We start from the raw sequence: 12,454 nt of genomic DNA on the forward strand, positions 1-12,454 counted from the left end.
TTGGCGCTTAAGGGCTCCACCGCCAATATAGCTTGAACACTCATGTGTTGAGGCATCATGTTGCACATATCGAGAGAATTTTTCAGTCCCAATGATCAGCCTATTTTCTTATCTTGACTACACTTACTTCGTAATTGCTTCCTGTTTTTGGACCTAAATCGCATGAAACAAGCCTTAAAGCCAGCTGTCACAGAGGATAGTAAATAGCGTTAATTTGTCTTAAACTCCGTAGCTGACCATGTATAACACCAAACCGGCTAGCACAATTAAGCCAGGTAACGTGAAAGAAAAAAAGCTGAGTGGTTCAAAACCTTGACTCTTTAAACCCGCACTTACCACTAAGTTTGGTGGAGTAGCAATTAAGGTCAACATACCACTAACCAAAGCCGCGTAGGACATGGGAAGGAGCAGTTTACTTGGGCTATTGTTGGAATATTTAGCAATGCGCAGCACAATAGGAATAAAGATAGCAACAACGGCGGTCGAACTCATTACGGCGCTAAGTATGGCGCTCGCTAACATCAGCATAATCAGCATTTTGGTCGTTGAGCTACTACTATTTTGGCTGATCCAATTACCGACAAATCTCGCTACACCGGTTCTGTCTAGCATCTCGCCAACCACGAGTAAGCCGGCAATGAGAATGACAACTGAATTGCCAAAGCCTGCCAATGCTGCGTTAACGGGCAGTATGTTGGTCAGTATTAGGGCCAAAACCACACATATTGCAATCATGTCGTAACGCACACGGTTACTCGCCATGAGTAACGCCGCGGCGGCAATCAGTGCAAACACGAAATTTGCGTGATATTGCTCAGATAACGTGAACATGATGATAGCTCCTTGCGTAAATTCGGAAGATAGAACGAAAGTGAACGTTCAAAACAACCAGATGACGATAAGAGGCTGAAAGAAAACCTTTCGTAAAATGAAAAAGCCAGTTAAAAGAGTGTTCTACAATCGTCAAACACTATTCTAGCTGGCTTTATATTACTTAGATAAATTTTTTTAGGTATTGGGGTACGTTGGACCACCACCACCCTCGGGTGGACGCCATGTAATGTTCTGTGCTGGGTCTTTTATGTCACAGGTTTTACAGTGAATGCAGTTTTGTCCATTAATTTGGAACTGCATTTCACCGTCGCTTTCCACCACCTCATAAACGCCTGCCGGGCAGTAACGTTGCGCGGGTTCATCGAAGCGAGGCAAGTTCTGCTTAATAGGGATAGACGTATCGGTTAATTTCAGATGACACGGCTGATCTTCTTCGTGGTAGGTATTTGAAATATAAACCGAAGAAAGTTTATCGAAGCTAAGTTTACCGTCTGGTTTCGGGTAGTCGATTTTAATGTGCGCACTAGCCGGTTCCATACACGCGTAGTCTTCTTTCGAATCGCGTAGTTTTAACAGTGGCTTACCACCAAAAATCTTCTGCTCCATCCAGTTGTAGCCGCCACCAACGATAGGGCCAAACTTATGCAAGGCAGGACCGAAGTTACGCGAGTTATATAACTCTTGATACGCCCAGCTCTGTTCGAATAGTTGTTGGAAATTGGTTGTACCCTTTTCTTCAGCATCGGTACCGAGCGCTTCAAGGATCGCATCAGCGGCAATCATGCCTGACTTCATCGCAGTGTGAACGCCTTTGATTTTACTAAAATTTAGTGTACCAGCGTCACAGCCAACCAACATACCACCGGGGAAACTCAGCTTGGGTAGTGCATTCAACCCACCTTTGGTAATTGCACGCGCACCATAGGTGATACGTTCGCCACCGCTGAGTGTTTCAGCAATAATCGGATGATGCTTAAGGCGTTGGAACTCATCGAACGGGCTGATATGCGGATTGGCATAATTCAAGTCAATGATTAACCCAACGAATACTTGCTGATTTTCGGCGTGATAGAGGAAGAATCCGCCACCCATGCCTTTACTTAGTGGCCAACCTGAACCATGCACAACCAACCCCGGTTTGTGTTGCGACTCAGGCACTTGCCAGATTTCTTTAAAGCCAATGCCGTAATGTTGAGGATCAGCGTCAGAATCAAGCGCGAACTTCTTGATAATGCCTTTACCAATGTGACCACGGCAGCCTTCACCAAGAATAGTGTACTTAGCAAGGATATCCATACCAGGGGTATAGCCTGGGCCTGGTTCGCCATCTGCGCCTACGCCCATGTCGCCTGTGGCTACTCCACACACTTTACCATTGTCGTCGAAAATCACATCAGCGGCAGTGAAACCAGGGAATATTTCTACCCCAAGCTCTTCTGCTTGCTCTGCGAGCCAGCGACATAAATTCGCCACACTCACAATGTAATTGTTGTCATTGTGCATTGAAGGTGGCACCGCCCAATGAGGTAACTCAGTGGCTCTAGACTCGTCGCGAAGTAAATACACTTCGTCTTTAGCTACAGGCTGACCTAGGGCAAAGCCGTCTTCTTTCCAAGTAGGGAAGAGTTCGTCCAATGCTTTGGTTTCAATGACTGCGCCAGAGAAAATGTGAGCACCTACTTCAGCGCCCTTCTCAAGCACACAGACGTTGACTTCTTTGCCTTGTTCAGCAGCTTGCTTCTTAATCTGACAAGCTGCCGACAGGCCAGAAGGGCCAGCGCCAACAATAACAACATCAAATTCGATGGATTCGCGTTCTGGAGTATCCATGACGTTCCTCTTTATGGCACTTAATTTAAAGTACGCTAGCTAATTTGGCTTCTAATTCCGGTACTAGGTCGTGTAAATCACCGACTAAACCGTAGTCCGCCACTTCGTAAATTGGTGCGTCTGGATCTTTGTTAATCGCTACGATAACTTTAGAGCCTTGCATACCTGCTAAATGCTGAATGGCACCAGAGATACCTACCGCTACATACAAGTCAGGTGCAACAATTTTACCGGTTTGACCAACTTGGTGGTCGTTACCAATAAAGCCTGCGTCAACTGCTGCACGCGATGCACCGAGGGCTGCATTCAAACGGTCTGCTAGTTTTTCGATAAGTGCGAAATTCTCTTCACTACCTACACCGCGGCCACCCGAAACTACAATACTTGCAGAAGCGAGTTCAGGGCGTTCACTTTGGGCAATTTCTTCGCTAACTACACGCGACAAGCCACAGTCAACAGCATTATCTACCGCAGTGATAGCGCCAGTGCCAGCTCCTGTTGGCGCAGCATCAAAAGCAGATGTACGCACAGTGATAACTTTCACAGCATCGCTAGAAGTAACGGTTGCAATGGCATTACCCGCGTAAATGGGGCGCACGAATTCAGCTTCACCATTAACACCGGTAATATCTGAAATTTGACCTACGCCGAGTAGTGCGGCTAGGCGTGGCAGTGCATCTTTCATTACACTCGTCGCCGGTGCAACAATGTGGCTGTAGCCTTCTGCATTAGCTTGTAATGTTGCTGCTAGGTTTTCTGCACCTTGATACGCTAGTGCATCGTGGTCAGCAACCAGTACTGCGCTAACGCCATCGACTTTTGCCGCTTCTTCGGCAACGGCTGCACACCCTTTACCGGCCACAAAAATATCAAAAGAGGCACCAATTTTAAGTGCTGCCGACACGGCTGCTAAGGTAACAGGGCTGAGTGTGGCGTTATTGTGTGATGCAATTACTAAGGTTTTCATTAAATCACCTTCGCTTCATTTTTCAGTTTATCGACTAGCTCGTCTACCGACGCAACTTTGATACCTGCCTGACGTGTAGCAGGAGCAGCAACAGAAAGTTGTTGTTGCGTTGACGTAACTTCAACACCTAAATCTGCGGCAGTTGTCTCTGCGATAGGTTTGCGTTTCGCTTTCATGATATCAGGTAGTTTGGTAAAACGCGGTTCATTCAAACGTAGGTCAGCCGTCACGATAGCGGGAAGCTTCAGAGCTACAGTTTGTAGACCACCGTCGACTTCGCGTGTAACTAGCGCTTCGTCACCTTCAATTTTAACCACTGAGGCAAAAGTTCCTTGTGGGCGACCCATAATACCTGCAAGCATTTGACCCACTTGGTTGTTGTCGCTGTCGATAGCTTGCTTACCCATCATGATCAGGCCCGCGTCTTCTTGCTCGGCTACTTTCGCTAGTAAACGGGCAATAACTAATGGCTCTGGTTGCTCTTCTACATCAATACGAATGGCACGGTCAGCACCCATCGCAAGGGCAGCTAGGATCTGCTCTTTAACGATTTTGGGACCAATACAAACAGCGATAACTTCACTTGCTGTGCCCGCTTCTCTTAGGCGTAGTGCTTCTTCAACCGCTATTTCACAAAACGGGTTGATAGACATTTTGGTGTTGCTCAAATCGACGTCTGAGCCGTCCTGTTTAATACGTACTTTTACGTTGTAATCGATAACCCGTTTTACCGGAACAAGGATTTTCATAGTAAACCTTCTAATTCTAATTAAAATTGATCAACAGCAAATTCATACAGTGCTTGGGGGTTTTGTACCATTACACCAAAATGATGTAGTGCACGTGGCAACAAGCACTGGCTGTAGTACATCGCTGAAATACGCTTCTTAGCAAGGAACTCTTCACCGTACACGTCGTCGTTCGCGTCAGTTAAGGCGATAACGGCGAGTAAGGTACGGCCTTGCATCCAACCACCACACAAATAGCCCATTGCCATTAGCATATCGAAACAAACTGCTTGTGATAACTCTTTTTCGCTCGGTGCGTTAGTCAGTAGCCATTCTTTTGCCGCACGCGCTTTGTCCACGGCTTGGGCGAATGCTGCACCAAAGGCTTGCGCGTCGGCGTTGCTAGAAGCGCTCAATTCAGTGGCGGTAGCCGTCATGTCGTTTAATAGACTTTCCAGTGCTACACCACCGTCCATTAATACTTTACGACCAATAAGGTCGAGCGCCTGAATCGCCGTTGTGCCTTCATAAATAGGTAAGATACGTGCATCGCGGAAATGCTGCGCTGCACCTGTTTCTTCAACATAACCCATACCGCCATGAACTTGTATGTTAAGCGAAGTGAGCTCTTGTCCAAACTCCGTCATCCAACCCTTTACAATAGGTGTAAACAGTTCAAGACGCGCGTATTTTTCTTTACTGTTATTGTCGGCGTGAGCAAAGTCTAGCGCGGCAGACGCTTCTAGCGCTAAAGCGCGCATCGCTTCAACCCCAGAACGCATGGTTAATAGCATACGGCGAACGTCAGGGTACTCGATGATAGGCTTTTTACTACCATCTCTGTTTTTACCTTGAACTCGCTCACGTGCATACTGCACCGCTTGTTGGTAAGCGCGGTCTGAAATACCCAAACCTTGTACACCTACGCCTTGGCGGGCGTGATTCATCATGGTGAACATATACGGCAAGCCTTTGTGCGGTTCGCCAACTAAATAACCAATCGCGCCCTCGTTATCACCAAATGCCATAGTACACGTTGGCGAGCCGTGGATACCGAGCTTGTGTTCAATTGAGATGGGGTATACATCGTTGCGTTCGCCTGGTTCGCCGTTTTCGTCGAGTACGAACTTAGGTACGATGAACAGTGAAATACCTTTTACGCCCGGAGGTGCGTCGGGTAAGCGTGCAAGTACCAAATGCACAATATTGGGGGTCATTTGGTGATCGCCCCAAGTGATGAAAATTTTCTGGCCTTTAATGCGATAGTGATCGCCATCTGGTGTTGCAGTTGTTGATACTGCCGCGAGATCTGAACCAGCGCCTGGCTCGGTCAGGTTCATGGTGCCAGTCCACTCACCAGCGATTAAGCGGGGTAGGTAAAGGGCTTTTAGTTCGTCGCTACCATGAGCAAGTAATGCCTCTACAGAGCCGATGCTCAATAACGGGCAAAGTGCAAACGCCATATTTGATGCTTGCCACATTTCGCTGACTGCAGTGCCTAAAACCTGAGGAAGATTTTGTCCACCAAACTCTTCTGGTGCTGTTAATGTAGACCAACCGTTATCCACAAACTGTTGATAGGCTTCTTTTAATCCAGGAGATTCAGTGACGGCATTATCAGCCCACTGCGCAGGATTTTGGTCGGTGTCCCAGTTCAACGGAGCAAATACTTCTGAGCTCAGTTTACCGGCTTCTTCTAAGACCGCATCTGCTAGGTCAATATTAATATCTTCTAATTGAAGTTTTTCACACAAACCATCGAAACCGATTAACTGGTCAAGTACAAATTTAGCATCAAGTACAGGGGGTTGATATTGACTCATTTCAGAACCTATCCTAGTGATTAACGTTGTTGGATTATCCAAATAGTATAGGCACTAGTCTGCAATTTGCGCTTAATTTGTTCAATTACCAAAAAAGTCTATTGCTTGACATATTCGGACACTCGTTTGCTCACTTCATCAAACTATCTCAATCTGCATTTATATTAGTTTGGGCTGATGTTTTGGTGCTAGATAAGTGTGTTCTCGCGATATAAGGTAGGCGTCTGTCCAGTCCATTGTTTAAAGGCGCGCGTGAAGGCTGCTGGTTCAGAAAAACCTAATTTATTCGTAATGGTGGAAATCGGAATATCGGGTTGGCTGAGGTAATAAATCGCCATATTTTTGCGTAATTTATCTTTGATTTCTTGAAAGCTGGTACCTTCTTCGGTCAATTTCCGACGTAGCGTGCGTTCAGACACATTCACGCTATCAGCAATATCTTGCATGCTAGCTTCGTGCTCGCGGTACTCGGCCAAATAATCCATCACTCGGCGGGTATAAACTGGTGTGAATTCTTGACGTGTAAACCAGTTGAGTGGGGCTTGCTTGAAGTGTTCGCGCAGGTTCTCCGCGCGCTGGGTGACAGGGTTTACTAGTTCTTCTTCACTAAAAACGAAGGCATCGTAGTCATGGCCGTAGGTGATGGGGCAGGGAAACATAAAACGATACTCGGCGGCATGAGCGGGTTCTGCACCACGCATCTTAACTTGTTGCAGAGGAATACTTTTACCAATTAACCAACCCGGAAAACGGTGCCAAAGCAGCAAAAAGAAATCTCGAAACAGTAAGTTACGGTCGATTTCAGGTTGGACTTGACGCATGCGCAATTCAACCTGTCCTTTACTTATATACAATGACAGTGAAATTGACTGGTTAACCAAACTGTAAAAACGGCACAGGTGTTTATAAACCCGATGTAAATTTTGCTCTTGAATCGCCCCATCGGCGAATAAACGGAACACGCCATACTTACTGGGCTGCGTGGTTAAGCCTAAAAATTCATCGTCACTTTGCTCCCATACCGAGCGCATAAGTTGACTAAATTGTTGAGAGGTTATACGACTTTGCGGATTGTCGAGCAGAGGCTGGTTAAGTCGAGCACTTTGTAGAATCGGCTCCAAATTCAAACCGAGTTGGCGCGCTGCGTCTAACACCGCATTGGCAAAGTGCACAGAAACACTGTGACTGTAGTGAAGCGACATACCTAGCTCAATGAGTCATTCGAAATTGATGCTATTTTGCGAGAGCGGTAGCCGATTAGCAAGTACAACTTGGGTGGCTTTAGTGCGGGTGTGACAGCTCCTCTACTTGGAAAAGTAGTGTAATTGGACCAAGAAAATGGCGTAGTATGTGTATTCAAACACCGATACTCAGAAACATGAGTAATAACGACGACGAGAAAATATCATGCAAAAAAGACTGACGAGATTACTTTCTGGATTAGCTACCACGCTCGCTGTTTCAATGTCTGCAAGCTTCGCCGGCTATGCGTCTACAGTAGTGACCAACGTGACTGGGTATACGCTAAACCCGCAGGGTGAAATGGTAACCTTCAACACAATAGTGTTTGATGAAGGTAAAGTAGTGCAACTTAATCCCACCGAAATGCCAGCTGATGCAACAGTGATTGACGGCAACAATAAAGTATTACTGCCGGGGTTGATTGATGCTCACGGGCATTTGCTCGGTTTGGGCGGTAACTTAATGGAAGTCGATTTACGCGAGAGTTCCTCAATGCAACAGGCAGCCCAATGGGTAGCTGACTATGCCATGATGCATGCTGACCAAGAGTGGATAAAAGGCCGCGGATGGAATCAGGAGTTATGGAGTGATCGCTCATTCCCAACAGCCGCTGTACTCGATGCTAAACTGAAAAATAAACCCGTCTGGTTGACGCGAGTCGATGGCCATGCCGCTTGGGTGAATAGTAAAGCGTTACAGATGGCGGGTATCAATGACAGTACGCCTGACCCCGCTGGAGGCCAAATTTTGCGCGATGCTGATGGCAAGGCAACAGGTGTGTTGATTGACCATGCCATGGATTTAGTGTCAGCGATAATGCCAAAAGATTCAGCGTCACTCTATGCAGCACAACTCAACGCTGCAGGCGAGCATTTGCATTCGGTTGGCATAACCGCCATGCACGATGCGGGTATTGGCCATCATGTCTACGACTTTTACTTGGCGCGAGCCGCTCAGGGTGAACTGCCCGTGCGTGTTTATGCCATGCTAAGTGCGACAGATCCGCTGCTACCAGAGATGCTAGATGTTGGCATTATTCGCAGCCAAGACGACTTTTTACATGTGCGCAGCGTAAAAGCTTATGGCGACGGAGCATTGGGTAGCCGAGGTGCTGCGTTAATCAAGCCATATTCAGATGCACCTCATCAGCATGGGTTATTACTAACGCAACCTGAAGATTTTCCCAAAGTAGTACAGCAAGTGTTAGGCGCGGGTTTCCAGTTGAACTTTCATGCCATTGGGGATAAAGCCAATCAGTTAGTACTTGATGAATTTGAGCGTACCTTTGAGCTACTGGGTGGCCAAGCCCTGCGTAACCGAATTGAACACGCGCAAATCATTGCGGTTGAAGATTTGCCTCGCTTTGCCGAGTTGAAAGTATTGCCGTCGATGCAACCTACTCATGCCACCAGCGACATGAATATGGCGGAAGATCGCTTGGGTAAAGCTCGGATGGAAGGTGCCTATGCATGGAAAACATTATTGAACAGTGGTATTCCAATGCCACTAGGTTCAGACTTTCCGGTTGAGTTGGCCAATCCATTCTACGGCTTACATGCCGCAGTTACTCGCCAAGACCGCAATAATCAACCCGTCGCTGGTTGGTATCCCGAACAGGCTATGAGTATTCAACAAGCTTGGCGCTTACTCTACGTCAACAATTTTCAATGTATTGGTTGCACCCACTTTTTCCATTTCATCACCGTAAGTTAAGATGATGCTGTCACCACTTTTGACTAGCCCTTTTTCTTTTAACGATGCAATAACGTCGTATTTCAAACGGCCTGGTTCACTGTTAGATGAGTCGAAGAAAACTGGCTTAACACCACGACAAAGCGCCATCGTATTTAGTGTAGACTCGTGACGTGACATGGCAATTATTGGCAATGAAGTTGTAATGCGAGACATAAGTGTTGGCGTGCTGCCGCTTTCTGTTAAACCGACAATGGCTTTTACGCTTGGTAAGTGGTTAGCGGCATAAACAGCTGATAGGGCAATAGATTCACTTGTTGAAGAGAATTGTTCGTCCATGCGGTGTTTTGAAAGCTTAACACTTGGGTGGGTTTCTGCACCTTCACAAACTCGAGCCATAGCTGCAACGGTCTCAATAGGGTAGTTACCTGCAGCAGTTTCAGCCGATAACATTACCGCGTCAGTACCGTCTAGTACCGCATTGGCTACGTCCATGACCTCTGCACGAGTAGGCATCGGGCTGTCAATCATCGACTCCATCATTTGCGTTGCAGTGATCACCACTTTGTTTAACTGGCGAGAGCGAGAAATCAGCTTTTTCTGCACACCCACAAGCTCTGCATCACCAATTTCAACACCAAGATCGCCACGGGCAACCATTACCGCATCTGACGCTCTGATGATGTCGTCCATCGCTTCATCACTTGCTACAGTCTCAGCGCGTTCAACTTTGGCGCAAATTTTTGCATAGCAACCTGCTGCTTCAGCAAGCTCTCGCGCGTAGTTCAGATCTGCGCCACTGCGCGGGAAAGATACCGCAAGGTAGTCAACGCCAATTTTAGCCGCCGTCTTAATGTCTTCTTTGTCTTTCTCAGTTAAGGCATCAGCAGACAGACCACCACCTTGGCGGTTAATTCCTTTGTTGTTGGAAAGTTTGCCACCAACGGTTACTTCAGTAATAACTTTACGCCCTTCAACACCGGTCACTTTAAGCTGAATGCGTCCATCGTCTAGAAGCAAAATATCGCCAGCAGATACATCGTCGGGTAGGGCTTTATAATCAATGCCCACTTGCTCGGCGTTGCCTTCATCTCTACCTAGTTCTGCGTCAAGAATAAAGGTTGCACCCACCGCTAGTTGAACAGGACCTTCTGAAAAGCGGGCTACGCGAATTTTAGGGCCTTGAAGATCGCCCAAAATGGCGACGTATTTTCCAAGGTTTTGCGCTGCCTGGCGAACGCGCTTTGCTCGTTCAATATGATCCTCAGCCTGACCGTGAGAGAAATTCATTCGCACAGTGTTTGCACCTGCCGCGATTAACGCTTGAATTTTTTCTAGGGTGTCTGTTGAAGGACCAAGTGTGGCAAGAATTTTTGTTCTTCTAGTCATGAGATTCCGTCGCTGTTTCTAAGTTAGAAATGACAAAGAGTGATTGGTATCGGGTGATCCCCGCTACCTGTAATCGCTTTACGTAATTTTATTACAGAATAGTAGTTTAATTTGACAAAAATGTGAATGAAAGAAAGAAAAACTGCCAACTGGCTCGACCAGTTGCGGTGTTTTTTTGAATTCTGAACAAAATTTACAACGCGAAAGCAAAGAGCAAATCTTATTCTCCAATCACATTTTTAATTCACGTATTTAATTCACGTAGTGTAGAAATAAAAAGACGCTGTTAAGTAGGGTAGGACGCCATTAACGATATAGCAAATTGACCGAATAAACCGGTGTGTTGCTACACATCGTCAGTGGCTTTTTGAGCAGTGCCAAAGTGCACTTTGCGGATGGCTCATTGAGGCCGCATTGAGGACTAATTTACCGCTCGATTGAATTATTAGTAGTTTAGTCGTTTCGCTTCTCAAAGCGCGAGCCGCGCAATGTGTCTTTAACCCGCTTTAAATTCTCTCTAAACTTATTGCCTCGGCGCAGCGTAAAGCCTGTTGCAAGTACATCAATCAAGGTTAACTGCGCAATACGAGATGCCATAGGCATGTACATGTCGGTATCTTCTGGTACTTCAAGTGATAATACATAGCTACATTCTTGAGCCAGTGGGCTATCTGCAGAAGTAATGCCTACCACGGTTGCATCGTTCATGCGTGCAATTTGGGCAATCTCAACTAAGCTTTTTGTTCGTCCGGTATGACTTATCAAAACAACAACATCGCCGTCTGAACAATTCATACAACTCATGCGTTGCATGAGGATGTCTTCAAAGTACACAACGGGAACGTTGAATCGAAAGAACTTATTCAGCGCATCGTGAGCAACAGATGCTGAAGCGCCCAATCCGAAAAACGAAATTTTCTGAGCCTGAGTCAGCAGGTCGACTACACGATTAACAACATTGACGTTGACTGACTGACGGGCAACTTCAAGCGAGGCCATAGTCGACTCAAAAATCTTATTCGTGTATTCATCCGGACTGTCATTTTCATCAACGTGTCGGTTAACGTAGGGCGTGCCATTCGCCAAACTTTGCGCTAAATGGAGTTTAAAGTCTGGAAAGCCTTTCGTATCGAGCCTTCGACAGAATCGGTTAACAGTAGGTTCACTAACATCCGACATCTTAGCTAGGGTTGCTATACTCGAATGAATGGCTGTTTGTGGATTAGCCAAAATGACTTCAGCCACTTTTTTCTCAGATTTACTGAATGCCGCTTGATTTTGTGTGATTTTTTCTAAAATGTTCATACAGATATAGCAGTTAGTTAGCACAATTTATTGTAAGGTACACCCGTAATAGTACCCAATGTGACGTCTGTGACAAGAAAAATGTAATTTTTTGACAAATTTTGTTGTTTTTCACAGGGTAAATAAGGGTAAACTGAGGGAAATGGTAAAGATTCGGATCCTATGGTTGGTTCAAGTTGTAATTTTACTACATTTGGTGTTAACTATACGGTAAAAATAGTCGTTAGTGTTGTAAACAATTTTATAATACGCTGCGAGCATATACATTTATAAGGTCGACGAATATGGTACTGGATAATTCCTACGAGCCCTGTGATTTTGTACTTTTTGGTACGCTGGGAGATCTTTCACGACGCAAGTTATTGCCTTCTTTATATCAGTTAGAAAAAGCTAACTTGATGCACCCAGACACTACTATTGTTGGTGTGGCGCGTCAGGAAATGGAGCTTGAAGCATATATTGAAGAAGTTCACGCCAACCTTATTAAGTTTGGTGAAAAGAACTTATGTGAAGAAACTTGGGAACGCATGAAAGCGCGTTTGCATTACGCATGCGTAGACATGAAAGATGTGGAAAGTTACTGCGTTTTAGACGACCACGTTGACCCAACTCGCACCATGGTGTGTTACTTAGCTACACCGCCT

9 protein-coding genes and 1 pseudogene are annotated in these 12,454 nt (G+C 46.0%); 2 read left to right on the plus strand and 8 right to left on the minus strand.

The window, feature by feature from the left end; translation table 11 throughout:
* Positions 1-219: 219 nt before the first annotated feature.
* The 6 genes from MHN02_RS20610 to MHN02_RS20635 form a co-directional block, all read right to left on the minus strand.
* Positions 220-831 carry an SLC13 family permease gene (locus tag MHN02_RS20610; RefSeq protein ID WP_008305473.1) on the minus strand — a complete coding sequence of 204 codons (612 nt, stop codon included), beginning with the start codon at positions 829-831 and terminating at the stop codon, positions 220-222.
* A gap of 177 nt (positions 832-1,008) precedes the next feature.
* Positions 1,009-2,664, minus strand: a complete 1,656-nt coding sequence (locus tag MHN02_RS20615) for an electron transfer flavoprotein-ubiquinone oxidoreductase (protein WP_008305471.1) — start codon at positions 2,662-2,664, stop codon at positions 1,009-1,011.
* A 25-nt stretch (positions 2,665-2,689) separates the two neighbouring features.
* Positions 2,690-3,631 (minus strand): FAD-binding protein, encoded by a 942-nt coding sequence (locus MHN02_RS20620; RefSeq protein WP_008305470.1) that lies wholly within the window; start codon positions 3,629-3,631, stop codon positions 2,690-2,692.
* A complete protein-coding gene (locus MHN02_RS20625) occupies positions 3,631-4,380 on the minus strand; it encodes an electron transfer flavoprotein subunit beta/FixA family protein (RefSeq protein WP_008305469.1) in 750 nt (249 codons plus the stop codon). Before MHN02_RS20625 ends, MHN02_RS20620 begins: the two co-directional genes overlap by 1 nt.
* A 20-nt stretch (positions 4,381-4,400) precedes the next feature.
* Positions 4,401-6,182 (minus strand): acyl-CoA dehydrogenase, encoded by a 1,782-nt coding sequence (locus MHN02_RS20630; RefSeq protein ID WP_239247859.1) that lies wholly within the window; start codon positions 6,180-6,182, stop codon positions 4,401-4,403.
* Between the two features lie 188 nt (positions 6,183-6,370).
* Positions 6,371-7,384, minus strand: coding sequence for an AraC family transcriptional regulator (locus MHN02_RS20635; RefSeq protein ID WP_008305465.1), 1,014 nt, complete (start codon positions 7,382-7,384; stop codon positions 6,371-6,373).
* A 205-nt stretch (positions 7,385-7,589) separates the two neighbouring features.
* On the opposite strand from MHN02_RS20635, the gene MHN02_RS20640 reads away from it, so the two are divergent.
* Positions 7,590-9,137 carry an amidohydrolase gene (locus MHN02_RS20640; RefSeq protein ID WP_015067460.1) on the plus strand — a complete coding sequence of 516 codons (1,548 nt, stop codon included), beginning with the start codon at positions 7,590-7,592 and terminating at the stop codon, positions 9,135-9,137.
* On the opposite strand, the gene pyk is transcribed toward MHN02_RS20640, so the two are convergent.
* Together pyk and MHN02_RS20650 are read right to left on the minus strand one after the other, a co-directional pair.
* Positions 9,069-10,505, minus strand: coding sequence for a pyruvate kinase (gene pyk, locus MHN02_RS20645; protein ID WP_015067459.1), 1,437 nt, complete (start codon positions 10,503-10,505; stop codon positions 9,069-9,071). The two genes, MHN02_RS20640 and pyk, sit on opposite strands and share 69 nt — an antisense overlap.
* Positions 10,506-10,958: 453 nt before the next feature.
* Complete coding sequence (locus MHN02_RS20650; RefSeq protein ID WP_239247861.1) at positions 10,959-11,810, minus strand: MurR/RpiR family transcriptional regulator; 852 nt, start codon at positions 11,808-11,810, stop codon at positions 10,959-10,961.
* 284 nt (positions 11,811-12,094) lie between these two features.
* Here MHN02_RS20650 and MHN02_RS20655 point away from each other — a divergent pair.
* Positions 12,095-12,454: pseudogene (locus MHN02_RS20655) on the plus strand (glucose-6-phosphate dehydrogenase); the annotation flags it as partial.

Source organism: Alteromonas sp. CNT1-28 (assembly GCF_022348345.1).
GTDB lineage: Bacteria > Pseudomonadota > Gammaproteobacteria > Enterobacterales > Alteromonadaceae > Alteromonas > Alteromonas macleodii.